Source organism: Bradyrhizobium sp. USDA 327 (genome assembly GCF_041262065.1).
Classification (GTDB): Bacteria; Pseudomonadota; Alphaproteobacteria; order Rhizobiales; family Xanthobacteraceae; genus Bradyrhizobium; species Bradyrhizobium liaoningense.
Genome location: NZ_JBGCCW010000001.1, coordinates 3,592,422 through 3,616,931, shown reverse-complemented (window position 1 = coordinate 3,616,931; position 24,510 = coordinate 3,592,422). Strand labels below are relative to the sequence as shown.

The following is a 24,510-nucleotide window of genomic DNA, read 5'->3' as shown; positions in this document are numbered from 1 at the left end:
GGCCCTCACCCGGTGCGTTTGCGACGCGGGCCGCGCGTCAGCGGATCGCGATCGGGTTGATCATCGCCTGCACGCCGCCGGTCCAGCGCGGCTGTCCCAGCACGAACAGGAATTCATAGCCCTTGTCCCGGGCGAGCGCGGCGGTGTCCATGTTTTCGAGGATGTAGGTCCCGTTCATCGCGAGCAGGATCTGGTGCACCTCGAACACGTTCTTCGATTCGAACGGCAGCACCTCCAGTCCCCAGGTGTCGGCGCCAACGGCGACGACGCCCTTGCCAGTCAGATATTTTGCGCCCTCGACGCCGAGGCCGGGCTCGCCGGCCGAATAGCGCTTGTCGTCCTTGCCGACCAGGCTGAGCCAGCCGGTGTGGAAGATGACGACGTCGCCCTGGCGGATCTCGACGTTCTGCTGCTTGGCGGCTTCCTCGATCTCCTTGACGTTGAAGGCGGTGCCTTCCTTCACCACGTCGGTCTTGAAATAGGCGGCCATGTCGAGCAGGACGCCGCGGGTGACCATCGGCGGCACCTTCTCGATGCCGAGCTTCTTCAGACCGTTGGGATCGGCGAAGTCGGCGAGCTTGTTGCCGTTGTAATAGACGTGCTCGACGCCGAGATGGCCGAGCCCGTCGAGCTGGCTGCCGATGCCGACCCAGGTGTCGAGGATGTCATCGTTATAGGTGGCCTTGTTCGGACCAAGCCCAGGGCTGCCGGCCTGTCCCGGCTGCACCACCGTGATCTTGTAGGTGCGCGGCGGATAGGCGGGCGTCTGCGACGTGACGGGAATGCCGAGGGCGTAGGTCTTGCCGGTCTTCACCAGCGATGCCGCCTTCACCACGAGCTCGGGCGTCATGTAGTTGGCGGCGCCGACCTCGTCGTTCGGCCCCCATTTCGATTTGGTCCAGTCCTGTGCGCTTGCAGTTCCTGATATCGCCGACAACACAGCGACACAGCACAACACGAGCGTATTGCGCATCGATAGTCCTCCCGATGTTCTTGCCGATGTTTGGCTTCGTTATGGTTTGCGCTGGCCAGTCAGTCATCCTAACGTAGAATGATCGCGGGCTTCAAAGCTTTTTGATGTGCTGCGTTGCCGCGGAAGGCAGCGTGGAAACGCGATGGATTTGTGACGAATTTCGTAGAGTGGAACGCTGCGTCGCGTCAGGCCGCGATGACGTCGTCGTCCTTCTTCAGGCAGTCGGCAAAACCGCTCAGCGCGCTGGTTTGATGGCCCGCGCGGCGGTGGATGAACAGTGTCTCGACGCGCGCGTGCGCCGGGCTCAGAGAGTGGATCGCGATGCTGCCGTTCATCGCGCTACGCTCGACGACCGCGCGCGGCAGCAACGTTACGCCCATGTCGGCGGCGACGCAGCCGATCATGCCGTCGAGCGTGCCGAGCTCGAAGCGCGCGGCCGACGGCCAGCCGAACTCGACGAACACTTGTTCGAGCCGCTGGCGGTAGGTGCAGCCGGTGCGGAAAACCAGCGCTGTCGGCCCGGACTCCGGCGTTCCTGCGCGCAGCTCGGCCATCGAGGCCCAGCGCCGTGCGCTGACCAGCACCAGCTCCTCGCGGAAGGCGCTCGTCGCGACGAGATCGGCATGCGTGATGGGACCCGCGACGAAGGCGCCGTCGAGCGAGCCTTCGAGCACGCCGGTGACGAGGTCGGCCGTCGGCGCGGTACGCAAGGAAAGGCGCACGGCGGGGAAGCGGCGGTGGAAGTCGGCGAGCAGCGGCGGCAGGCGCACGGCCGCCGTCGTCTCCATCGATCCGATCGCAAGCGGTCCTTTCGGCGCGCCATCGTCACGTGCGGCGAGCAAGGCTTCACGCGACAGAGCCGCCATTCTTTGTGCGTAGGGGAGAAGGCGCTTGCCGGCGCTGGTCAGCGTCATGCCGCGGCTGTGGCGCTCGAACAGCGCCGTGCCGATCTCCGCCTCCAGCGCCTTCACGCGCTGGGTGACGTTCGACTGCACCGTGTTGAGCTCTTCGGCGGCGCGGGTGATGCCGCCAGTGCGGGCGACGGCGGCGAAGGTCTGGAGATCGTTGAGTTCCATGGCGTCGTTTCGCTTTTGAGATGGCAACGTTCGCAACAATTCATTTCTGGAGAATGCTAGTCGCGCCTAGTCTCGCTGTCCAGCTCGGGGAGGAGCCATGCCGATGACGACGTCGCTGACCACGCTGCTGGAGATCGCGCATCCGATCTTGCTGGCGCCGATGGATGTCGTCGCCGGCAGCCGCCTGGTCGCGGCTGTGAGCCGCGCCGGCGGGTTCGGCATTCTCGGCGGCGGCTATGGCGAGCGAGCGTGGCTGGAGCAGGAGACTGCGAAGCTCGCCGAACTGCGTGCGCCGTTCGGCATCGGCTTCATCACGTGGAGCCTCGCCAAGCGGCCCGAGCTTCTCGACATTGCGCTCGGCGTGAAGCCATCGGCGATCATGCTGTCGTTCGGCGATCCCGTGCCGTTTGCACCCAAGATCAAGTCCGCCGGCGCACGCCTGATCTGCCAGGTGCAGGACGAGGCGATGGCGCGACAGGCGCTCGATGCCGGCGCCGATGTCCTGATCGCGCAGGGAACGGAGGCGGGCGGTCATGGCGCCTCGCGCACCACCGTCGATCTCGTGCCGGCGATCGTCGATCTCGCCGCAGGCCGCGTGCCGGTGGTCGCGGCCGGCGGCATCGCGGACGGGCGCGGGCTCGCCGCCATGATGATGCTGGGCGCAAGCGGCGTGCTGCTCGGCACGCGCTTCTATGCGAGCCGGGAGGCCGACGGTGCGGAGGAAGCGAAGCGGCGCATCTGTGCAGCACATAGCGGCTCCACGGTGCGCGGCATCATCTTCGATCTCTCCCGAAACAATGTCTGGCCGGCACCGTTCACGGGACGGTGTCTGGTCAACGACCATGCCCGGCGCTGGATCGGGCGCGAGGTCGAACTGATGCAGAATGTTGCCGCAGTCGCGGCGGACTATGCGGCGGCGAAAGCGGCGGGCAATTTCGACGTCGCGGCCGTGATCGCGGGCGAGGCGGTCGGGCTGATTCATGATATTCCACCGGCGGCGGAGATCGTCGAGCGGATTGTCGTGGAGGCGGAGCAGTTGCTGGAAGGGCGGCGGAATTCTGTGATAGCAGCGTAGACTTTTTACCCTCCCCTGGAGGGGGAGGGTCGATCGCGCGAAGCGCGAGCGGGGTGGGGTGACAGTCTCTCCATTGAGGCGGTGCCCGTGTGGAGAGATCACCCCACCCCGCTTCGCATTTCGCTTCGCTGCATGCGAACCGACCCTCCCCCTCCAGGGGAGGGTAAGAAAGAACGCGAGAGAACAACCATGTGGCCTGACCGTCGACTGATCGATCTGTTCAAGACCGAATTTCCGATCGTGCTGGCGCCGATGGCCGGCGTGATGGATGCGGAGCTGGTGATTGCGGCCGCGCAAGGCGGCGCGCTGGGCTCGCTGCCTTGCGCGATGATCTCGGCCGAGAAAGCGCGCGAGCAGGTCGGTCTCATCCGTCAGCGCGTGAAGGCGCCGGTCAACATCAACTTCTTCTGCCACACGCCGGTCGAGCTCACGGCGGAGGCTGACGGACGCTGGAAGCAGCGGCTCGCGGGCTATTACACCGAGCATGGTCTCGATCCGGCAGCGCCGATCGCCGCGGCCAACCGCGCGCCGTTCGATGCGGCCTTCTGCGAAGTTGTCGAAGAGCTGAAGCCGGAGGTCGTCAGCTTCCATTTCGGCCTGCCGGAGCAGGCGCTGCTCGGGCGGGTCAAGGCGGCCGGCTGCCTCGTCATCGCGTCCGCCACGACCGTGAAGGAAGCGGTCTGGCTGGAAGAGCGCGGCGTCGACGCCGTGATCGCGCAGGGCGCTGAGGCGGGCGGTCATCGCGGCATGTTCCTGACCGACAGGATCGCAGAACAGCCCGGCACTTTCGCGCTTGTGCCGCAGGTTGCCGATGCCGTGAAGGTGCCGGTGATCGCGGCGGGCGGCATCGCCGACGGGCGCGGCATCGCCGCGGCCTTCGCGCTCGGCGCTTCCGGCGTGCAGATCGGCAGCGCTTATCTGCGCTGTCCGGAATCCAGGGTCAGCGCGGGCGGCCGCAAGGCGCTCGCTGAAGCGGGGGACGATTCCACCGTCATCACCAATGTCATGACCGGCCGTCCGGCGCGCGGCGTCCAGAACCGCCTGATGCGCGAGGCCGGCCCGGTCTCGCCGGATGCGCCGCCTTTTCCCCATGCCGCGACCGCGCTGGGGCCGCTGAAGGCCGCCGCCGAAAAGCAGGGCAGGGTGGATTTCACCAATCTCTGGGCGGGACAGGCCGTTGCGCTGGGCCGCGAGGTCCCCGCCGCCGAGTTGACCCGGGATCTCGCCAAATCGGCCTTGGCTCGCCTGAAAGCGCTGGCCGGATAAGCCTCCAGGTTCTTGTTTGCGCATGATCTTTTCGGAAAACCGCTTCACACTTTTCCGGATCATGCGCTAGCGCCGGTTGCGGCGCAAAAGCGGCCTCTGCTATACGGCACATGGGTTTTGCCGTGAGAGGCCTTATATAATGTCCGTCGACGCCGCTACCGTCCGCCGCATCGCGCACCTGGCGCGCATTGCGGTTTCCGAGGACGAAGTTCCGCATCTGCAGGGCGAGCTCAACGCCATGCTCGCTTTCGTCGAGCAGCTCTCGGAGGTCAATGTCGAGGGCGTGGAGCCGATGACCTCGGTCACCCCGATGCAGATGAAGAAGCGGCAGGACGTGGTCAATGACGGCGAGATCGCCGACGATATCGTTGCCAACGCGCCCGCGACCGAAGGCCATTTCTTCCTGGTGCCCAAGGTCGTCGAATAGAATGGCGTTTTCGAGCGAAGCGGAAGCGGTTCGCGCGAAGACAACGCGTCAAATCAAAGAGTCTTAGGACGTGGTCCGATGTGTCTGCTTTGCGACGATGAAAAGGCCTATCAGGCCTACATGAATTACCTCGACAAGATGGAGCGGCAGGGTAAGGCTGCCGACCCCAATGTCGCCGTCAATGCCGTGCTCGACGAGATCGAGGCCGCTGCGAAAGCCGCCGCCAAAAAAGACGACCCGGCCAACGACAAGACCCTGTCTCCGTTCTTCTGCAGCCCGATCAATAAATGACCGATTTGACATCGCTGACGCTCGCCGAGGCCCGCAAGGGTCTCGCCGACAAGACTTTCACGTCGCTCGAGCTGACCGACGCGCATCTGAGCGCGATCGAGGCCGCGCGCGTGCTCAATGCCTTCGTGATGGAGACTCCCGACCAGGCGCGCGCGATGGCGCGCGAGGCGGACGGCAAGATCGCCAAGGGCGATGCGGGCCCGCTCGCCGGCATCCCGCTCGGCATCAAGGACCTGTTCGCGACCAAGGGCGTGCGCACCACGGCGTGCTCGAAGATCCTCGGCAATTTCGTGCCGACCTACGAGTCCACCGTCACCTCGCAGCTCTGGCGCGACGGCGCCGTGATGCTCGGCAAGCTCAACAATGACGAGTTCGCGATGGGCTCGTCGAACGAGACCTCGTGCTTCGGCCCCGTCGGCAATCCCTGGCGGCGCGACGGCAGCAACACCACGCTGGTGCCGGGCGGCTCGTCCGGCGGCTCGGCCTCGGCCGTGGCGGCGCTGCTGTGCATGGGCGCGACCGCGACCGACACCGGCGGCTCGATCCGCCAGCCGGCGGCGTTCACCGCCACCGTCGGCATCAAGCCGACCTATGGCCGCTGCTCGCGCTGGGGCATCGTCGCCTTTGCCTCCTCGCTCGACCAGGCCGGTCCGATCGCACGCAGCGTCCGCGATGCCGCGATGCTGCTGCGCTCGATGGCCGGTCATGACCCCAAGGACACGACCTCGGTCGACCTTCCCGTGCCGGACTACGAGGCTGCGATCGGCAAGTCCGTGAAGGGCATGAAGATCGGCATCCCCAGGGAGTATCGGCTCGACGGCATGCCGGCCGAGATCGAGAAGCTGTGGCAAGCGGGCGCGGATTGGCTCAGGAGCGCCGGCGCCGAGCTCGTCGAGGTCTCGCTGCCGCACACCAAATATGCGCTGCCGGCCTATTACATCGTGGCGCCGGCGGAGGCCTCCTCCAATCTCGCGCGCTATGACGGCGTGCGCTACGGCCTGCGCGAGCAGGCCAAGAACATCATCGAGCTCTACGAGAACACCCGCGCGTCGGGCTTTGGCGCCGAGGTGAAGCGCCGCGTCATGATCGGCACCTATGTGCTCTCGGCCGGCTATTACGACGCCTATTATCTGCGCGCGCAAAAGGTGCGGACGCTGATCAAGAAGGATTTCGAGGATTGCTTCGCGAGGGGCGTTGACGCGATCCTCACCCCCGCGACGCCGTCGGCGGCCTTCGGTATCGGAGAGAAGGGCGGTGCCGATCCCGTCGAAATGTATCTCAACGACATCTTCACGGTCACCGTGAACATGGCGGGCCTTCCGGGCATCGCCGTGCCCGCCGGCAAGGACGCGCAGGGCCTGCCGCTCGGCCTGCAATTGATCGGCCGTCCGTTCGACGAGGAGACGCTGTTCTCGCTCGGCGAGGTGATCGAGCAGGCCGCCGGCCGCTACACGCCCGCGAGGTGGTGGTGAATGTCGCCGCGTTCATCGCGAGCCTCGACGGCGCGGCGCCCGCGCCGGATTTGAACGCGCCGCTCGCCGGTCTCTGGTGGGCCGCGAAGGGGGACTGGGACCGCGCGCACAAGATCGTTCAGGACGACAACGGCCGTGACGCCGCCTGGGTGCACGCTTACTTGCACCGCGTCGAAGGCGATCTCGGCAATGCCGGCTACTGGTACCGCCAGGCCGGTCAGCCGGCCGCAAAGGATTCATTACAGGCGGAGTGGGAGCGGATCGCTGCCACGCTGCTCGGGAGCAGGACATGAGCACGGCCACGCACAAGCTTCTCAAGGGCGCCACGGGTGACTGGGAGATGGTCATCGGCATGGAGATCCACGCCCAGGTGACCTCGAACTCGAAGCTGTTCTCCGGCGCCTCGACGGCATTCGGCGGCGAGCCGAACACGCATGTGTCGCTGGTCGATGCGGCGATGCCGGGCATGTTGCCCGTGATCAACGAGGAATGCGTCAGGCAGGCTGTTCGGACTGGGCTCGGTCTCAACGCCAAGATCAATCTGCGTTCGGTGTTCGACCGGAAAAACTATTTCTATCCGGACTCGCCGCAGGGCTACCAGATCAGCCAGTACAAGTCGCCGGTGGTCGGCGAAGGCGAGGTGCTGGTCGAGCTCGACGGCGGCCGCAGCGTCAGCATCGGCATCGAGCGGCTGCATCTGGAGCAGGACGCCGGCAAGTTGCTGCACGACCGGTCGCCGACCATGTCCAATGTCGATCTCAACCGCTGCGGCGTGGCGCTGATGGAGATCGTGTCAAAACCGGACATCCGCGACGCCGAGCAGGCCAAGGCCTATGTCACCAAGCTGCGCTCGATCCTGCGCTATCTCGGCACCTGCGATGGCGACATGGAGAAGGGCTCCTTGCGCGCCGACGTCAACGTCTCGGTGCGCAAGCCGGGTGGGCCGCTCGGCACCCGCTGCGAGATCAAGAACATGAACTCGATCACCTTCATCGGCCAGGCGATCGAGTACGAGGCGCGGCGGCAGATCGAAATCCTCGAGGACGGCGGCCAGATCGACCAGGAAACGCGGCTCTATGATCCCAACAAGGGCGAGACCCGCTCGATGCGCTCCAAGGAAGAGGCGCATGACTACCGCTACTTCCCCGATCCCGACCTCTTGCCGCTGGAATTCAGCCAGGAATTCGTCGACGCGCTGAAGGCGAAGCTGCCGGAGCTGCCGGATCAGAAGAAGACGCGCTTCGTCGCCGACTTCGGCCTGTCGGCTTACGACGCGAGCGTGCTGGTCGCCGAGCGCGAGAGCGCGGTGTTCTACGAGACGGTGCTCGACAAGCTTGCCAATCGCGCCCGCGACGGCAAGATGGCGGCGAACTGGGTGATCAACGAGCTGTTCGGCCGTCTCAACAAGGAAGGCCGGGATGTTACGGGCTCTCCGGTCAATGCGGAGCAGCTGGCGGCGATCATCGACCTGATCGGCGAGGGCACGATCTCCGGCAAGATCGCCAAGGATCTGTTCGAGATCGTCTGGCAGGAAGGCGGCGACCCCCGCGCGCTGGTGGAAAGCCGCGGCATGAAGCAGGTGACGGATCTTTCGGCGATCGAAAAGGTTGTCGACGACATCATCGCCGCCAATCCCGACAAGGCCGCGCAGGTCAAGGACAAGCCGCAGTCGCTCGGCTGGTTCGTCGGCCAGGTGATGAAGGCGTCCGGCGGCAAGGCCAACCCGCAGAGCGTCAACGATCTGCTCAAGTCCAAGCTCGGCCTCTAGCCTCACGCGTCTAACGAGGTGGCGGACATGCTTCGTCGCCTCGCTTTCCGCTCTCGGTGCGACGCTCGCGCGCATCCTCGGCAGCAAACTTCATCCCGATCGACAGTGCCGCAGCGACCGAATCGCCGTCACGCGATTCGCGCAAAACGGCGGCTTGCACACGCTCAGACGAGCGTTCGCGCCGTTAAGCATGAAAATATTTTCGTTGCCAAAATTCGCGACTCAGAGTCCGCAAAGCGCCCTTGCGAGGTGATCGGAGGAATGGCGATGCGCATCGTCGCGTCGATCGCGCGCGATACGCGCGTGCAGAAAAATACTTGCTGCATAGTGTTTTTCTGCAATCGCATCAGTCGCGAACGTCGACGATGCGCCTGTTCTCCGTGATCGCAGGTGCACGTCGTGCGGTGCACTTGCGTCGCGCCCGCCAAGCGCACGCGCGTTGCGCCGTCAACACTTCTTTAAGCGAGACGCTGTTTTTTTCTTCGTGTTGGTGTATTCGGGATGAAGTGCATTCGATCCCCGAGTGCACGCAGCGATTAAAGCCATCTCACACATCGGAGGGCAACATGGCCAAGAAAGCGAAGAAGGCGAAGGCGAAGAAGGCGAAGAGCGCAGTGAAGAAGACTGCGAAGAAGACCCGCAAGGTCGCGAAGAAGAAGAAGTAACTTCGCTTCTGAAGTTGCCGGCTTCAGTTAGCCGGCACGTCATCAGCGCCTCCTAGAGGGTTCTGGTCGACGATAGAGGGTGTCGGCGAGACATCAGGTCAACGGTCGGACCGTTCTCTTTCGCGGTCCGGCAGAAGAAACGAGTTTTCTTCGTTCGGTGCGGTTCTCCGGAAGGAGCTCCGCAATTTCACGAGAGGCCTTCGGGCCGAAGTGGAATCTGGTCCTGACGTGTTCGCCGACGCCCTCGTTCTCATGAGGCCGGGGTATTGCCGGCATTCCTTTTCCCCCGACATCGCTGATCTGACTGCGACGTGGCCGCGCTGCCTTGGTGCAGGCGAGCGCTGTGCGCGTTTGGCTGCCTGCTGCAGTCCGCGCGTGGTTCCACGTGCGCGGTGTCATCGCCCGGCCTCGACCGGGCCGATCCAGTGCGCACGCAGCTTCTCCGCGGATCACTGCTGCCTCTTGGACAGGTCACTCGCCTGTCGCCGTCGCTGAAGCTTCGGCGACCCGAGACCGCGTGCCCCGGCGAAGCCTTGGCGTAACCGGGTCGCGGGTGACGACGGAGGGTGGGGCGGCGCATGAGACGCGCCACCGCGCGCGATGGTTATCGATGTCCCAAGATCTCAGGGTAAACCGAATCTGACGAATTGCAGAAGTGCCTGCAAATCAGGAACTTTTTGAATTTCCCGTACGCGCCTCGCGCGCTCGTGTTTACGTCTGCTTCATCGCGATACTTAAACTGCCATTCAAATTTGCCCGCCATCATCGCCTCCAACAAGCCGGCAAACGGCATGGGGAAGAGTTGAACAGCTATTTGGACGGGAGCCGCGCTCGGTGGAGCAGGACGGCATAAGAATAAAGGGGATGCGTGATGTTTCAGGGTACTTTCGATCTGGGGACGGCAACGCCGATCGACGCGAGCGCGCTGTCGGACGTGCTGTTCGAGCGCGGGATCTATTGGGCGAGCGGCCGCTCCGGGATCGTCGATCTCGTCGCCGCGCACAAATGGTTCAACCTTGCGGCGTTGAAGGGCCGCAAGGACGCGGTGGCGCTGCGCCAGGAAGTCGCCGGGCAGATGTCGGATGCCGAGATCTCCATCGCCCAGCGCGAGGCGAGGGCCTGGGTCTCCGCGCACTGAGATGAGAACCGCTGCCGACCCGTGTTTGCACGGGTGGGTCCGGTTGCGCTGAATCAAGTTTGCTCGTCGTGCCGCCGCATAAAATCGCATGGCATGGGCGACCAAAACACGAATGGACGATGGCTTCCGATCCAGATCGCTCCCGACGAGTGCGACCTGGAACTCGGACGTCTTCACAAGACGGGAATTCAGCCCTGGTCCTTTCCGTGCCGGCGCAAGGCCGGCGTCTGGTTCAACGTCTGGGCCGGCGAGGCTGTGCTGATATCGCCCTCGCATTGGCGGATATGGCGGTCCGGTACCTAGGTGCGCGCACACATATATAAGGAGCACGCGAATCGGGCTGAACGCCCCGTGCTCGTCCGTGGGCCAGGCACTGCGCCGGCTTCACGATCGCTCTCAGGTGAAAGAACGCAGTGATTGATTCTGCTGCTGGGTGGCGGAGAGGGAGGGATTCGAACCCTCGATACAGCTTGAGACCGTATGACGCTTTAGCAAAGCGTTGCCTTCAGCCACTCGGCCACCTCTCCGGTGCGAGCCTTATGCCTCTAATTACTCGGGCCGGTCAATTTGGAAGCGTGTGTTTTCGCTCGAATATTCCCAGTGATTTTCGACACAAGGCGGCCTGTCATCGGGCCAGAGTGTGGCGCTGCGCGAGCGGACGCGAAGCCTGAACCTAAGGCACGCTGCGCAAGGGAGTTCCGCGCATAGAAGCGTCCCTGCTCATGTCAGAAGCCGATTTGCTAGGAAATTCAACGGCTCGCGAGAAGGGGCTATAGAAACTTGGCAACCTGCGCCTCGGCTAGCCGAGCTGCCGGCCCGACTCCAGAATCCCGCCTTCATAAAGAGTGTTTGCCGCACACCCCAAGTGTAGCAGTGGCCCTGCTTGCATCAGACTGTCTGCTGCCGCGGAGGCGGTTGATACCCCTCATTGAGTCTCGTTTCTGATTCCACGATTCGAGCCCCTCAAAGCCCCTTCCAGGCCGATGTCTCGGCTGGGCGCCTCATGTGGGGAACTTTGATGGCAAATGGAACCGTCGAAAAAACGTCAATGTAAACAATGTGTTGCGAGGGCGTTACGATCACATCTACGTGTTATTTGTGCAACACCCGTTGGAAAACACGCTTCATCGGTCCGTTTCGGAGCGTTCTCTTGTTGTGTGTGCAAGGGCGTTCGGTAATTGTGGCTGAGCGACGGAGGGGGGCATCCCGAGGTCGTCCCGTTTAGGTCTTTCGCTTAAGTCCCTCGCGTTCATGCGGGTGTGTCCGAAGGCGCGAAGGGACTTGAAGCGGTGATTTAGAGGGGGTTTGGGAATTGGCCGTCCGGTCAGTGACCTTCCCTGAAGAGCAACTTGGAGGTTTAACATGAAGTTGGTTAAGAGCCTTTTGCTCGGCTCAGCGGCGGGTCTGATCGCCGTGGGCGGAGCGCAGGCAGCCGATCTCCCCGTGAAGGCCAAGGCGGTCGAATACGTGAAGATCTGCTCCCTGTACGGAGCCGGATTCTACTACATCCCGGGCACCGACACCTGCATCAAGCTGGGTGGTTATCTGCGTGCTGAAGTCGCGCTGAACACCAACAGCGTGTATAGCGGCCAGTTCAGCGGTACCGGCGGGGCGCACAACCGTCTCAGCAACTACTACACGATGCGCGCTCGTGAAGATCTCAACATCGACACGCGCACCGCGACCGAATACGGCGTCGTCCGCACCTTCTTCGATGCGACGTTCTCCTGGACCACTGGTAACTACTCCGGCAGCGGCTCCGCCACGGGTGCTACGACCTACTCCGGGGCTGCCCCGGTCGGAAACCCGTCTGACGGCGGCACTTCGGGCGGTTCGCTCGGTGTGTACTACGCCTTCATCCAGTTCGCCGGCTTCACGATGGGTAAGGCCGTGTCGCAGTTCGACGCGCCCTGGACCAACTATCCCGGCAACAACTTCGACGGTCTCGTCGGTGGCAGCGGCACGGTCACTGGTGTCAACCAGTTCACCTACACCGCTGACTTCGGTCAGGGCATCACGGCGTCGTTCTCGGCGGAAGATGCGACTGCCTATTATCAGGCAGGCAATCTGAACCTGACGGGCGCCACGGTTGCTGGCATCGCTGGCGGTTCGTACGGCTCCAACGCCATCGGCGGCTCGCGTTCGCCGAACCTCGTCGGTATGGTCCGCGTTGACCAGGCCTGGGGTCTGTTCCAGGCGTCGGTTGCTGCGCATGACAACCATGTCGCCTATTACGGCGCGACCGAGACCACTGGCCACCCCGACGACAAGTGGGGTTGGGCGGTTCAGCTCGCTCTGTCGATCAAGAACATCCCGACCGGCGCGGGTGACACGATCAACATTTCGGGCGTCTACACCGATGGTGCAACCCGCTACAACTTCCAGAACCTGGCGGGTAGCTCGTACTCCATGTTTGGCGGCACGGGCGTCGCCGGCGCTTATCAGAGCATCGGTTTCGCCAATGCTCCGGACACGGTGTTCGTGACCGGCGGCTCGCAGGAAAGCGTCAAGACCTGGGGCTTCCGTGGCGCTTACACCCACAACTGGGATCCCTACTGGAACACGGCGCTCTATGGTGCCTATGCATCGGCCCAGTTTGGTTCGCTGGCCAAGAACGCCATCTGCGGCGGCGGCGGTTTCGTCGGTGTCATGGCAGTGGCCGGTGTCACCAGCTGTAATCCGGACTTCAATATCGGCCAGGTCGGTGTCATCACCCGCTGGACTCCTGTGAAGAATCTGACCTTCTCGGCAGATTTCAACTGGACCCGTCTGGATCAGAAGTATGCCGGCACTGCCGTCATCACTCCGGCTGCTGCTGTCGCCAAGCCGACCGCAGTGTATGAGCTCAAGGATCAGGACTCGTTCACCCTGCTCCTCCGCGCTCAGCGCAACTGGTAAGTTCCGGTCTAACGACCTGACAGAGAACCCCGGCGGGCAACTGCCGGGGTTTTTCTTTTGCCGGTCGCATGTCTGGTTCGCTCGGGCAGGTCCGACCTGGTACCGCCACTCTCCGTTGATTTCGCGGTCTTGGTTGCGACCTGATGGAAGTCACTGTGGAGGGATGCGCTGCAATCGGTCTCCGACCGGGGTGCGCAGAGAAGACCGCCGGTGCCTGGCCCAACCGTACAAGCGCCCCAACGATTTCGCCCTGCAGCAGGAGCGACCTACGCCTTCATCTGTCAGGGCACCGGTTCATCTGCCAGCGGGCGCACCGGCGAGCGCGGCCGATCGGGCCGCCACGGTCGCAGCGCTCAAGGGGCGCGTCGGAAGGGCTCGCTGAGGATCGTGGTCGGTCGCCGGCTATGCCTCGGCGACTCAGGTCCTGACGAGGGCGGCGCTCGCCCCCATGCTCGGCCGCGAATCGGAACGGGGCAGCGTCATTCCACGCTTCCGGCGCCGCGACGCAGATCGGCTTCGATCTGCAAGCGCGTGCCGCCGCCGAAGCGGGCGCGGTAGACCTGAAGGTTCTCCATGATCCGCTGCACGTAGTTGCGCGTCTCGGAGAACGGAATCAGCTCGACCCAGTCGACCGCATCGACCTTCGGATCGCGCGGATCGCCGTAACGCTCGACCCACTTCTTCACGCTGCCGCGGCCGGCATTGTAGGCGGCAAAGGTCATGATGTAGGAGCCGCGATAATCCTCCAGCAATCCGCCGAGCTCGGCCGAGCCGAGCGCGGCGTTGTAGACCGAATCGTTCTTCAGCCGCCCCAGGTCGTAGGTCGCGCCGTGGCGCTTGCAGACGTAGCGGGCGGCGTCCGGCGTCACCTGCATCAGTCCATAGGCCTGCGCCGGCGAAACCACGCGCGGATTGAACGCACTCTCCTGTCGCGCGATCGCATAGACGATGCTGCGCTCGACGTCGGGGCCGATCGGCGTGAACTGCGGAATGCCGTTGACGGGATAGGCGTAGAAGTCGAATGGCAGGCCGCGGTTGAGGGCAGCCTTGCCGACCAGCAGCATGCCGCGCGCATCGCCGTAGCGCTGGGCGAGCTCGCCGAGGCCCGCAAGCGCTTCGGGATCGCCGTTCTCGCCCATGTCGGCGAGCATGGGCACCGCGAGCTCGCGCTCGTCGAGCTCGTAGAGCAGATGCGCAGCGCGCACGATCTCAAGCCGCTCGGCGCCGCGCCCGCGCGGCTGGCTGTTGAGCTCGATCTGCGGTAGGCCGAGTTTGGCCCGGGCGAGCTGGCCGTAATAGCTGGTCGACTGTTCGGCGGCGCGTGCATAGGCGTTGCGCGCCTCCTGCTGACGCCCCATCGCTTCGGCCGCGCGGCCCTGCCAATAGCCGGCGCGCGCCAGCGCGGTCGGATTGACGCTGCCGACGCCGATGCGGGCAAAATGCTGGGTGGCGGTCGCGGGGTCGTTGAGGAATCGCAGCGCGATCCACCCGGCGGTGAACTCCTGCTCGGTCTTGTAGATGTCGCGCGAGGGCAGGGCGGCATCGCGCGCGATCAGATAGGCCGTGCGGAATTCCTCGGTGTCGATCATCTTGCGCGCCAGGAGGCGCCGCTCGATCCACCATTCGTCGAGATTGTGAAGGCGACCCGGATCCTTGGGCGCCGACAGCATCAGCTGGGCGGCCTCGGCGAACTTCTCCTCGCGGCGTAGGAGCTGGATCTTGCTGAAGGTGTAGCCGGGGTCATTGTGCAGCTCGCGCGGCACGGCGTCGAGCAGCGCCCGCGCGTTCGGCGCTCTCTTGACCGCAGCGATGCGGGCCTTGGCGAGTGCGACATAGCCGGCGCCGAGGCGCTTTGCGGCGCGGAGCGCCGCCTCGGTCTCGCTGCCGTAGAGCAGGGTGTCCATCCGCGCTTTCTGGTCGCCCGGCGTCAGCAGGGCGCCGAACTGGTCGAGCGCGTTGTTCTCGGTGTCCTCCGACATCGGATCGCTGCGCCAGGCCTCGCGCACCAGCCGCTCGGCATTGGCGCGGTCGCCGCGCGCCAGCATCGCCTTGGCGAGCGTGAAGCGGCCCTTGGCGGAGATCGGAGACTCGTTCTCGAACCACGACCACGCGACCGATTCGTCGCGCCTGTCGTCCCACATCGCGGCCTCGAGGCGCCGGCGCAGGAAGGTCTGCGACGGCCAGGTCGGATTGGCGGAGATGAAGGCCCGATAGCGTTCCACGGTCGCGCCGTTGTCCTCGCTGCGCAGGATGATCCATTCGGCGAGCTTTCGCGCGACCGGATCGGAGATGCCGGCGGCGGCACTGGTGGCGTCGCCAGCCTTGCGCTTGCGTACGAGTTCGATGACGCTCTCGAGCGTGTCCTTGTCGGCCTGCGACGTCGACGATGTCGCCGCGACCGCGGCCGGGATGACAGGCTTGCGTGGCGCCGCATGCTGGCGGGTCGCAGGGGCCAGCACGGGAGCTGCGAGCGGTCTGGCGGCCGGGGCGGTAGGCCTGTCGGTGGCCGTCACGGCCGGCGCGGGTGCGGTCTTTGCGGTCTTGGGCGGCGACCCGTTGCTCGCCGGGTGTGATTTTGGCGAGGGGACCGCTGCCGCGGGTCTCGGCTTGTCCGTCGCGGGTTCCTTAGCGGCCGCATCCTTGGCTGGCGTCTTCGCGGCTTCCTTGGCCGGGGTGCCACCCTTGCTCGCGCCCTTCGCTGCGTCCTTGCCGGCTCCCTTGACCGTGCCTTTGGCTGTTTCCTTCGCTGTTTCCTTGGTCGAGCCCTTGTTCGAGCCCTTGGCCGGTCCCTTCGCGGAGTCCTTGGCCGCTGGCTTCGCGGTATCCTTGCCTGTCTCCGCGGCCGTCTCGTTGGACTTGGCGAGGGCGGCGCAGCCCAGCGACAGCCCTGCCATCAGGCACACGGCCAGACCGGTGGATCGCCATGCGGCACGAGCAAAGGAGGTCACGGCGTTTCGTCGCCCCGAATCAGTGAAGTGGCTCAAGACCTAGCTAAGTTTGATTGAATATGCGGACAAAATACCAACAGCCGCTTACCTCGGGCCGATTTGCACCATCACCGCGGCAAAATCGCGGCCTAAACGTTGCCCTCACCCGGAAGCGGGCCTTTTACCGGCAGGATAGACCCGATATGAATGGGGCTTGCTCAAGAGATAGCCGCGTACGGAGGAAGTCCATGGCAGCCAAGACAAAGTTCCGGGGGTCGTTCACCGCCTTGGTCACACCGTTCAAGAACGGCTCGCTGGACGAGGCGGCGTTCCGCTCCCTGGTCAACTGGCAGATTTCGGAGGGGACCAATGGCTTGGTCCCGGTCGGCACCACCGGCGAGAGCCCGACACTGAGCCATGACGAGCACAAGAAGGTCGTCGAATGGTGCATCGCTGAAGCCAAGGGCCGCGTGCCGGTCATCGCGGGGGCCGGCTCCAACTCGACCAAGGAAGCGATCGAGCTCTCCCAGCACGCCGAAAAGGCTGGCGCGGACGCCGTGTTGATCGTCACGCCCTACTACAACAAGCCGACCCAGGAAGGGATGTACCAGCACTTCAAGGCGATCAACGACGCGATCGGCATTCCGATCATCATCTATAACATCCCGCCGCGCTCGGTGATCGACATGTCGGTCGACACCATGAAGCGGCTGTGGGAGCTGAAGAACATCGCCGGCGTCAAGGACGCCACCGCCAGCATGGTTCGCGTGTCGCAGCAGCGCGCGGCGATGGGCGAGGACTTCAACCAGCTTTCGGGCGAGGACGCCACCATCATCGGCTACATGGCCCACGGCGGCCATGGCTGCATCTCGGTGACCTCGAACGTCGCGCCGCGCCTGTGCTCGGAGTTCCACGCCGCCTGGCAGAAGGGCGACACCAAGGCGGCGCTCGCGATCCACGACAAGCTGATGCCGCTGCACAACAACCTCTTCATCGAGAGCAATCCGGCGCCGATCAAGTACGCGATGTCGCTGCTCGGCAAGCTGGACGAGACGCTGCGGCTGCCGATGGTGCCGGTCTCCGAGCCGACCCGCGTTGCCGTGCGCAGCGCAATGGTGCACGCGGGTCTGATCAACTGAGGCGTTAGCTTTTCCGGGGGGCGTTCATGAGCGCGGTCGAGGAAAAGGGCAGGCGGATGCTCAAGGAGTTCCGCGAGTTCGCCATGAAAGGCAACGTCGTCGACCTCGCGGTCGGCGTCATCATCGGTGCGGCCTTCGGCGGCATCGTCAACTCGCTGGTCGGCGACGTGATCATGCCGATCATCGGTGCCGTCACCGGCGGCCTCGACTTCTCGAACTACTTTACCCCCTTGTCGGCGAAGGTCACGGCCACCAACTTAGCTGATGCGAAAAAGCAAGGCGCCGTGTTGGCTTGGGGCAGCTTTCTCACGCTGACGATCAACTTCATCATCATTGCCTTCGTGCTGTTCCTGGTGATCCGCGCCATAAACACGCTGAAGCGCAAGGAAGAGGCGGCGCCGGCCGCTCCGAAGCCGTCGGCCGAGGTCGAGCTGCTGACCGAGATCCGCGATCTCCTCAAGAAGTGACGCGCGCGCTTCATCCGAACTGTTAGATTCCGCGCGCATCTCACAAGCAGGTTTGCCCGACATGGCCGATAAGAACGAACGTCCGATCAAGGTCATGGCGGAAAATCGCAAGGCCCGCTTCAACTACGCCATCGAGGACACGATCGAGGCGGGCATTGCGCTGACCGGCACCGAGGTCAAATCGATCCGCAGCGGCAAGAGCACAATTGCGGAATCCTACGCCGATTCCAAGAACGGCGAGATCTGGCTGATCAACGCCACCATTCCCGAATATCTCCAGGGCAACCGATTCAATCACGAGCCCAAGCGGCCGCGCAAACTGCTTCTCCACCGCCGGCAGATCAACAAGCTGATTGGCGCGGTCGACCGCGAGGGCATGACGCTGATCCCGCTCAAGCTCTATTTCAACGAGCGTGGTCGCGCCAAATTGCAGCTCGCGGTTGCAAAGGGCAAGAAGCTGCACGACAAGCGCGAGTCCGAGAAGAAGCGCGACTGGAGCCGGGAGAAGGGCCGGCTGATGCGGGCGAGGGGATGACGCGATGAACCAACGAAACCTGCTCGAGGTCGATTGGAGCCAGATTCCCGCGCCCTCCGACGACGGCGGCGCCGCGCATCTCAAGGGCCTGACGTTGCCCCCGATCAGCCTGCTCGCGACCGACGACACGTCGGTCACGCTGTCGGCGCTGCGCGGCCGCACCGTCGTGTTCGCCTATCCCCGCACCGGCGAGCCCGGCAAGATCGCGCTGGTCGACGATTGGGACATGATCCCGGGGGCGCGCGGTTGCACGCCCCAGACTTGCGCATTTCGTGATCTGTTCGCCGAGCTGAAAGCCGCCGGCGCCTCACACGTGTTCGGCCTCTCGACCCAGAGCAACGCCTACCAGACCGAGATGGCCTCGCGCCTGCATCTGCCGTTCCCGGTGCTCTCGGACGAGAAGCTGGCGCTCACGCGCGCCTTGAACCTGCCGACCATGGAGGTCGCGGGCCTGACGCTGATCAAGCGCCTCGCGCTGATCGTCGACGACGCCAGGATCACCCATGTGTTCTATCCGGTATTTCCACCCGACCGGAACGCCGGCGACGTGCTCGACTGGCTGAAGGCCAATCCCGCCAAGGCCTAGATCGCCCGCCAGGGTGAATGATCTTGGTCGAACCGATGCGAGCCAGCTGCGGGGATCACAACCACCTGACTCCATCAGGCCCTAATCGAGACCGGCCTTCACCTTCGCGAACACGCTTCGGAACATGTCCGGCGTCAGCACGCCGGTGTTCGTGTTGTAGCGCGAGCAATGATAGCTGTCGTAGAGCTTGAACCGGCCTGCCTGATGCACCGCGCCGTGGCCGAAGGGGGCCTGCGAGCCCTTCAGGTTCAGCGGCTTGAGCACGCTGTCGTGCGCAATCCGCCCGAGCGCGACGATCGCGCGCAGGTTCGGCATCGACGCCAGATTCGCCACGAGAAACTGGCGGCAGGTGTTGATCTCGACCGGCAGCGGCTTGTTCTGCGGCGGCACGCAATGCACCGCATTGGCGATCCGGCAGTCGACCAGTTTCAGGCCGTCATCGGGACGCGCCTGATAGGTCCCCCTGGCAAAGCCGTATTCGATCAGCGTGCTATAGAGCAGGTCGCCGGCATAGTCGCCGGTGAAGGGCCGTCCCGTGCGGTTGGCGCCCTGCATTCCCGGCGCGAGGCCCACGATCAGGAGGCGCGCCTCGATGTCGCCGAAGGGCGCAACCGGCGCATTGTGCCACGACGGCTCGCGTGCGCGGTTCGCCTCGCGAAAGGCGACCAGGCGCGGACAGAGCGGACAGTCACGGTCGGGAACGACGGCGAGAGGCTGGCGGCTTGACCGGGCCGCCTCACTCCTCGAAGTCTTCATCGCCCCTCGGCGCCATCGTGGTTGCGCGCTGGAGGAATTGCGGGGCGTGGTGGCGTTCGCCACGCTCGCCGCGGTCGCGCGGGGCCGGGCGCTCGGACGGGTCGCGGCCGAGCTTGGATTGCAGCTCGACGAGGTCGGTGAAGACGTCGGCCTGGCGGCGCAGCTCGTCGGCGATCATCGGCGGCTGGCTGGCGATGGTGGAGATCACCGTGACCCGCACGCCGCGGCGCTGCACGGCCTCGACCAGGGAGCGAAAGTCGCCGTCACCCGAGAACAGCACCATCTGGTCGATGTGCTCGGCGAGCTCCATGGCGTCCACGGCAAGCTCGATGTCCATGTTGCCCTTGACCTTGCGGCGGCCGGAGGCGTCGATGAATTCCTTGGTCGCCTTGGTGACGACGGTGTAGCCGTTGTAATCCAGCCAGTCGATCAACGGGCGGATCGAGGAGTATTCCTGGTCTTCGATGATGGCGGTGTAATAGAACGCCCGCAACAACGTCCCGCGGCCCTGAAACTCCTTCAGTAGACGCTTGTAATCGATGTCGAAGCCCAGAGTTTTCGCGGTCGCGTAGAGATTGGCCCCATCGATGAAGAGCGCGATCTTGTTGGTAGGAGAAGGTGACATTCAGTTTGCTCGCGTAGTGTTCGTGATTGATCGTTTTTTTTGTTGGCGCGGCGACAGCAAGCCGCGCAGTTCTAAAGTGCCGCTGAGACCCGTCGAAACCGCAAGTCCGGAGAAGTCGGGGCAATCAAGGTATAGTTATGGCGGACTTGCATACACCCGGGGCTGCCCTCGATGGCAGCCCAGAAAACCCCGTCCCAGCCCCAATGTGGCGTTAGCAGAGCCGTTTGGCGAGACCAAATCACAAATTGGCCTTGCGAAATCGTCCCGGCCCCTATAACTAGCCCCCATCATCCACATATTTCGTCCCACCCACAACGGAGCGACAGTCCATGGCTCGCGTCACCGTAGAAGATTGTATCGACAAGGTCGACAACCGGTTTGACTTGGTCCTGCTGGCCGCCCACCGAGCCCGCATGATTTCGTCCGGTTCACAACTAACGGTTGACCGCGATAACGACAAGAACCCTGTTGTGTCTCTGCGTGAAATTGCCGAGACGACGATCTCGCCGGAGGATCTCCGCGAGGAGCTGGTGCACTCGCTCCAGAAGTTCGTCGAGGTGGACGAGCCCGAGCCGGATACGGTGCCGCTGATCGGTTCCGCAGGGGCGAGCGTCGATGCGGACGACACCGAAGTCGCCGTGGAGCGCATGACCGAAGAGGAGCTGCTGAAGGGTCTGGAAGGCCTCGCGCCTCCCGAGGAGCAGCCCGAGGAAGACGAGTAATTCCTCCATCGTGATCATCGACTGCTTGTGATCTTATCAAAGGCCCGAACCCTTGTTCGGGCCTTTGCTTTTGTTGACGTTTTCGTGGTTACCATAGTGTTGCCGGTTGGCGCTGCGCCTGTCACTGAATTGATCGGACACACGCGCGATCGGAGCTAGGATGCATACAACGGACCGGCTCGGGCCCGTTTGAAAGCAGGACGGAATGGTATATCGGCGCCGCAGATCCACGCAGATGCAGGCCGCAACCGAATCGGTTGCCGTGGCCCCGACTGCGCCGGTCGCGCGCCCCGCCAGGCCCCGCGCGCGCATGATGCGTCAATATGACCTCGTCGAGCGTGTCAGATCCTACAATCCCAACACCAACGAAGACCTGCTGAACCGCGCCTATGTCTACGCCATGAAGGCGCATGGTTCGCAGACCCGCGCTTCGGGCGATCCGTACTTCTCGCACCCGCTCGAAGTGGCGGCCATTCTCACCGACCTGAAGCTCGACGACGCCACCATCGTGGCAGCACTGCTGCACGATACGATCGAGGACACCGAGGCGACGCGGGCCGAGATCGACCAGATCTTCGGCCCGGAGATCGGCGCGCTGGTCGAGGGCCTGACCAAGCTGAAGCGGCTCGAGCTGGTGTCACGCGAGGCCAAGCAGGCCGAGAACCTGCGCAAATTGTTGCTGGCCATTGCTGATGATGTCCGTGTGCTTCTGGTCAAGCTCGCCGACCGCCTGCACAACATGCGCACGCTGGAATTCGTGCCGACGGAATCGCGCCGGCGCATCGCCGAGGAGACGCTCGACATCTACGCGCCGCTGGCGGGGCGCATGGGCATGCAGGAAATGCGCGAGGAGCTGGAGGATCTGTCCTTCCGCACCCTCGATCCCGAAGCCTATTCGGTGGTGATGCAGCGGCTCGACGCGCTTGCCGAGCGCAACCGCAACTTGATCGGCGAGATCGAGGACCAGCTCTCCAACAATCTGCGGCACAGGGGCCTCGGCGCGCGGGTCTATGGCCGCCGCAAGAAGCCGTTCTCGATCTGGACCAAGATGGAGCGCAAGTCGGTCGGCTTCGAGCAGTTGTCCGACATCTTCGGCTTCCGCCTCGTCGTCAACGACATCGAGGCCTGCTATCGCGCGCTCGGGATCGTTCACACCACTTGGCCGGTCGTGCCGGGGCGCTTCAAGGACTACATCTCGACGCCCAAGCAGAACGACTACCGCTCGATCCACACCACCGTGATCGGCCCCGGTAACCAGCGCGTCGAGCTCCAGATCCGCACCGAGGCGATGGACCAGATCGCCGAGCGCGGCATCGCCGCGCATGTCTTCTACAAGGAAGGCGTGGGCTCGCCGACCGAATACCTCAAGCGCGAGTCCAACGCGTTCGCCTGGCTGCGCCACACCATCGGAATCCTCTCCGAGAGCGCCAATCCCGAGGAATTCCTCGAGCACACCAAGCTCGAGCTGTTCCACGACCAGGTGTTCTGCTTCACCCCGAAGGGCAAGCTGATCGCGCTGCCGCGCCACGCCAACGTGATCGACTTCGCCTATGCGGTGCACACCGACGTCGGCAACAGCGCGGTGGGCTGCAAGATCAACGGCAAGTTCGCGCCGCTGTCCTCGGAGCTCCAGAACGGCGACGAGGTCGAGGTGCTGACCTCGGAAGCGCAGTCCGCGCCGCCGTCGGCCTGGGAAACGCTCGCAGTCACCGGCAAGGCGCGCGCCGCGATCCGCCGCGCCACGCGCACCGCCGTGCGCGACCAGTATGTCGGCCTCGGCCGGCGCATCGTCGAGCGCCTGTTCGAACGCGCCAAGATCGAATACGCCGACGACAAGCTCAAGGGTGCGCTGCCGCGGCTCGCGCGCACTTCGATCGAGGACGTCATGGCGGCGGTGGGCCGCGGCGAGATCAAGGCATCCCACGTCGCGCGTGCGATGTACCCGGACTACAAGGAGGAGCGCATCGCGCGCTACGGCGTCAAGAAGGGGCTTGCGGCCAAGTTCAAGGAGAAGTCCTCGGAACCGCGCAGCCCGGTTGCGATCCCGATCCGCGGTATCAATTCCGACCTTCCGGTGAAGTTCGCTCCGAACGGCGGCGCCGTGCCCGGGGATCGCATCGTCGGCATCGTCACCCCGGGCGAGGGCATCACGATCTATCCGATCCAGGCGCCGGCCCTGAAGGATTTCGAGGAGGAGCCGGAGCGCTGGCTCGACGTCCGCTGGGACATCGAGGACTCCGCGCCGCAGCGCTTCCCGGCCCGCATCAGGGTCGAGAACGTCAACGAGCCCGGCGCGCTGGCGCAGATCGCGACCGTGATCGCCGAGCACGACGGCAACATCGACAACATCAGCATGCAGCGCCGCTCGCCCGACTTCACGGAGACGACGATCGATCTCGAAGTCTACGATCTGAAGCACCTGAGCGCGATCCTGGCTCAGTTGCGCGCGAAGGCGGTCGTCGCCCGCGTCGAACGTGTTAATGGATAGGCGCTTTGCGTATGCGCCTGTCGCCCTGATCTCGTGAGTCCTGAAATGCCCGCAACTCCGCTCCGCCTCGGCGTCAATGTCGATCATGTCGCGACCCTGCGTAACGCCCGCGGTGGCCGCAATCCGGATCCGGTGCGCGCGGCGCTGCTCGCGATCGAGGCCGGCGCCGACGGCATCACCGCGCATCTGCGCGAGGATCGCCGGCACATCCGCGACGAGGACATGGCGCGGCTGAAGGCGGAGATCTCCAAGCCGCTCAATTTCGAGATGGCGGCGACTGACGACATGTTGCGCATCTCGCTCGCCACCAAGCCGCATGCGGTCTGCCTGGTTCCGGAGCGGCGCCAGGAGGTGACGACCGAAGGCGGGCTGGATGTGGTCGGCCAGCACAACGCGCTCGCGCCCTATATCGCGCGGCTGAACGATGCCGGCATCCGGGTCTCGCTGTTCATCGCCGCCGATCCCGCCCAGATCGAAATGGCGGCACGGCTGCGCGCGCCCGTGATCGAGATCCACACCGGCGCATGGTGCGACGCCGTCGTCGACGGCCACACCGACAAGGCCGAGGCCGAATGGCGGCGGATCGTGGCGGGGGTGAAGCTGGCCAAGGATGCGGGGCTCGAGGTCCATGCCGGGCACGGGCTCGACTATGCCACGGCGGAGACGATCGCGGCCCTGCCCGAGATCATGGAGCTCAATATCGGCTACTACATGATCGGCGAGGCGCTGTTCGTGGGTCTGGGCGAGACCGTGCGCAACATGCGCGCGGCGATGGACCGTGGCCGGAGCCGGGCATGATCATCGGCATCGGCTCCGATCTGATCGACATCACCCGCGTGGCCAAGGTGATCGAACGTCATGGCGAGCGCTTCCTCGACCGCATCTTCACCGCGGCCGAGCGGGCGAAGGCGGAGCGGCGCGCCAAGAACGAGAAGATGGTGGTAGCGACCTACGCCAAGCGCTTCGCCGCCAAGGAGGCCTGCTCCAAGGCGCTCGGCACCGGCATCAGGCGCGGCGTCTGGTGGCGCGACATGGGCGTGGTCAACCTGCCGGGGGGACGGCCGACCATGGAGCTGACCGGCGGCGCGCTGGCCCGGCTTCAGGCCCTGACGCCGGACGGATTCGAGGCGCGGATCGACGTTTCGATCACCGACGACTGGCCGCTGGCGCAGGCCTTTGTCATCATTTCCGCCGTGCCACCTGCGAAGCCCTGAGG

The 24,510-nt window shown here is 64.6% G+C and carries 22 protein-coding genes and 1 tRNA gene; 17 read left to right on the top strand and 6 right to left on the bottom strand.

Annotated features, from left to right (window positions below):
• Positions 1–37: 37 nt before the first annotated feature.
• Positions 38–973: a cyclase family protein gene (locus tag ABIA42_RS16635; RefSeq protein ID WP_271529431.1), complete on the bottom strand. Its 936-nt coding sequence runs from the start codon at positions 971–973 to the stop codon at positions 38–40.
• A 185-nt stretch (positions 974–1,158) separates the two neighbouring features.
• Entirely contained in the window at positions 1,159–2,049 is an 891-nt protein-coding gene (locus ABIA42_RS16630) for a LysR family transcriptional regulator (protein WP_370123173.1), read from the bottom strand.
• Between the two features lie 97 nt (positions 2,050–2,146).
• Here ABIA42_RS16630 and ABIA42_RS16625 point away from each other — a divergent pair, with 97 nt between their 5' ends.
• The 8 genes from ABIA42_RS16625 to ABIA42_RS16590 all read left to right on the top strand — a co-directional run bounded on the left by ABIA42_RS16625 (position 2,147) and on the right by ABIA42_RS16590 (position 10,151).
• Positions 2,147–3,124, top strand: a complete 978-nt coding sequence (locus ABIA42_RS16625) for an NAD(P)H-dependent flavin oxidoreductase (protein ID WP_370123176.1) — start codon at positions 2,147–2,149, stop codon at positions 3,122–3,124.
• Between the two features lie 189 nt (positions 3,125–3,313).
• Positions 3,314–4,390, top strand: a complete 1,077-nt coding sequence (locus ABIA42_RS16620; RefSeq protein ID WP_370123179.1) for an NAD(P)H-dependent flavin oxidoreductase — start codon at positions 3,314–3,316, stop codon at positions 4,388–4,390.
• A 139-nt stretch (positions 4,391–4,529) separates the two neighbouring features.
• On the top strand, positions 4,530–4,817 hold the full coding sequence (gatC, locus tag ABIA42_RS16615; RefSeq protein WP_008548395.1) for an Asp-tRNA(Asn)/Glu-tRNA(Gln) amidotransferase subunit GatC: 288 nt from the start codon (positions 4,530–4,532) through the stop codon (positions 4,815–4,817).
• A 78-nt stretch (positions 4,818–4,895) separates the two neighbouring features.
• Positions 4,896–5,108 (top strand): hypothetical protein, encoded by a 213-nt coding sequence (locus ABIA42_RS16610; protein ID WP_027547180.1) that lies wholly within the window; start codon positions 4,896–4,898, stop codon positions 5,106–5,108.
• The gene (gene gatA, locus ABIA42_RS16605; RefSeq protein WP_370123182.1) at positions 5,105–6,580 is read left to right on the top strand and encodes an Asp-tRNA(Asn)/Glu-tRNA(Gln) amidotransferase subunit GatA; all 1,476 of its coding nucleotides are present in this window, start codon (positions 5,105–5,107) and stop codon (positions 6,578–6,580) included. The genes ABIA42_RS16610 and gatA overlap by 4 nt, the downstream gene beginning before the upstream one ends.
• Entirely contained in the window at positions 6,571–6,873 is a 303-nt protein-coding gene (locus tag ABIA42_RS16600) for a hypothetical protein (RefSeq protein ID WP_370123185.1), read from the top strand. Before gatA ends, ABIA42_RS16600 begins: the two co-directional genes overlap by 10 nt.
• Positions 6,870–8,348 (top strand): Asp-tRNA(Asn)/Glu-tRNA(Gln) amidotransferase subunit GatB, encoded by a 1,479-nt coding sequence (gene gatB, locus ABIA42_RS16595; protein WP_370123188.1) that lies wholly within the window; start codon positions 6,870–6,872, stop codon positions 8,346–8,348. The genes ABIA42_RS16600 and gatB overlap by 4 nt, the downstream gene beginning before the upstream one ends.
• Positions 8,349–9,884: 1,536 nt before the next feature.
• Positions 9,885–10,151, top strand: a complete 267-nt coding sequence (locus ABIA42_RS16590; protein WP_370123191.1) for a hypothetical protein — start codon at positions 9,885–9,887, stop codon at positions 10,149–10,151.
• Between the two features lie 434 nt (positions 10,152–10,585).
• Here the strand turns inward: ABIA42_RS16590 and ABIA42_RS16585 are convergent.
• Positions 10,586–10,678: transfer RNA gene (locus ABIA42_RS16585), tRNA-Ser, on the bottom strand.
• Positions 10,679–11,513: 835 nt separating this feature from the next.
• Between ABIA42_RS16585 and ABIA42_RS16580 the strand changes: the two genes are divergently transcribed.
• A complete protein-coding gene (locus ABIA42_RS16580) occupies positions 11,514–13,049 on the top strand; it encodes a porin (RefSeq protein WP_370123194.1) in 1,536 nt (511 codons plus the stop codon).
• A 479-nt stretch (positions 13,050–13,528) separates the two neighbouring features.
• Here ABIA42_RS16580 and ABIA42_RS16575 read toward each other — a convergent pair whose 3' ends face one another.
• The gene (locus ABIA42_RS16575) at positions 13,529–15,943 is read right to left on the bottom strand and encodes a transglycosylase SLT domain-containing protein (protein WP_370124076.1); all 2,415 of its coding nucleotides are present in this window, start codon (positions 15,941–15,943) and stop codon (positions 13,529–13,531) included.
• Between the two features lie 281 nt (positions 15,944–16,224).
• On the opposite strand from ABIA42_RS16575, the gene dapA reads away from it, so the two are divergent.
• From dapA to ABIA42_RS16555, 4 genes are all read left to right on the top strand, one after another.
• The gene (gene dapA, locus ABIA42_RS16570; RefSeq protein ID WP_028179703.1) at positions 16,225–17,115 is read left to right on the top strand and encodes a 4-hydroxy-tetrahydrodipicolinate synthase; all 891 of its coding nucleotides are present in this window, start codon (positions 16,225–16,227) and stop codon (positions 17,113–17,115) included.
• A 56-nt stretch (positions 17,116–17,171) separates the two neighbouring features.
• Positions 17,172–17,582: a large conductance mechanosensitive channel protein MscL gene (mscL, locus tag ABIA42_RS16565; RefSeq protein WP_370124079.1), complete on the top strand. Its 411-nt coding sequence runs from the start codon at positions 17,172–17,174 to the stop codon at positions 17,580–17,582.
• 61 nt (positions 17,583–17,643) lie between these two features.
• Positions 17,644–18,117 carry an SsrA-binding protein SmpB gene (gene smpB, locus ABIA42_RS16560; RefSeq protein WP_370123198.1) on the top strand — a complete coding sequence of 158 codons (474 nt, stop codon included), beginning with the start codon at positions 17,644–17,646 and terminating at the stop codon, positions 18,115–18,117.
• Between the two features lie 4 nt (positions 18,118–18,121).
• The gene (locus tag ABIA42_RS16555; protein WP_271529421.1) at positions 18,122–18,703 is read left to right on the top strand and encodes a peroxiredoxin; all 582 of its coding nucleotides are present in this window, start codon (positions 18,122–18,124) and stop codon (positions 18,701–18,703) included.
• An 81-nt stretch (positions 18,704–18,784) separates the two neighbouring features.
• On the opposite strand, the gene ABIA42_RS16550 is transcribed toward ABIA42_RS16555, so the two are convergent.
• The gene (locus ABIA42_RS16550) at positions 18,785–19,459 is read right to left on the bottom strand and encodes a uracil-DNA glycosylase (RefSeq protein WP_370123202.1); all 675 of its coding nucleotides are present in this window, start codon (positions 19,457–19,459) and stop codon (positions 18,785–18,787) included.
• Positions 19,440–20,084 (bottom strand): NYN domain-containing protein, encoded by a 645-nt coding sequence (locus ABIA42_RS16545; RefSeq protein ID WP_028179699.1) that lies wholly within the window; start codon positions 20,082–20,084, stop codon positions 19,440–19,442. The genes ABIA42_RS16550 and ABIA42_RS16545 overlap by 20 nt, the downstream gene beginning before the upstream one ends.
• Before the next feature lie 329 nt (positions 20,085–20,413).
• Between ABIA42_RS16545 and rpoZ the strand changes: the two genes are divergently transcribed.
• The 4 genes from rpoZ (at position 20,414) to acpS (ending at position 24,508) form a co-directional block, all read left to right on the top strand.
• Positions 20,414–20,806, top strand: a complete 393-nt coding sequence (gene rpoZ / locus ABIA42_RS16540; protein WP_007603391.1) for a DNA-directed RNA polymerase subunit omega — start codon at positions 20,414–20,416, stop codon at positions 20,804–20,806.
• A gap of 205 nt (positions 20,807–21,011) precedes the next feature.
• Entirely contained in the window at positions 21,012–23,294 is a 2,283-nt protein-coding gene (locus ABIA42_RS16535; protein ID WP_271529419.1) for a bifunctional (p)ppGpp synthetase/guanosine-3',5'-bis(diphosphate) 3'-pyrophosphohydrolase, read from the top strand.
• Positions 23,295–23,339: 45 nt separating this feature from the next.
• Positions 23,340–24,092, top strand: a complete 753-nt coding sequence (locus ABIA42_RS16530) for a pyridoxine 5'-phosphate synthase (RefSeq protein WP_271529418.1) — start codon at positions 23,340–23,342, stop codon at positions 24,090–24,092.
• Positions 24,089–24,508: a holo-ACP synthase gene (acpS, locus tag ABIA42_RS16525; protein WP_271529417.1), complete on the top strand. Its 420-nt coding sequence runs from the start codon at positions 24,089–24,091 to the stop codon at positions 24,506–24,508. The genes ABIA42_RS16530 and acpS overlap by 4 nt, the downstream gene beginning before the upstream one ends.
• Positions 24,509–24,510: the final 2 nt, after the last annotated feature.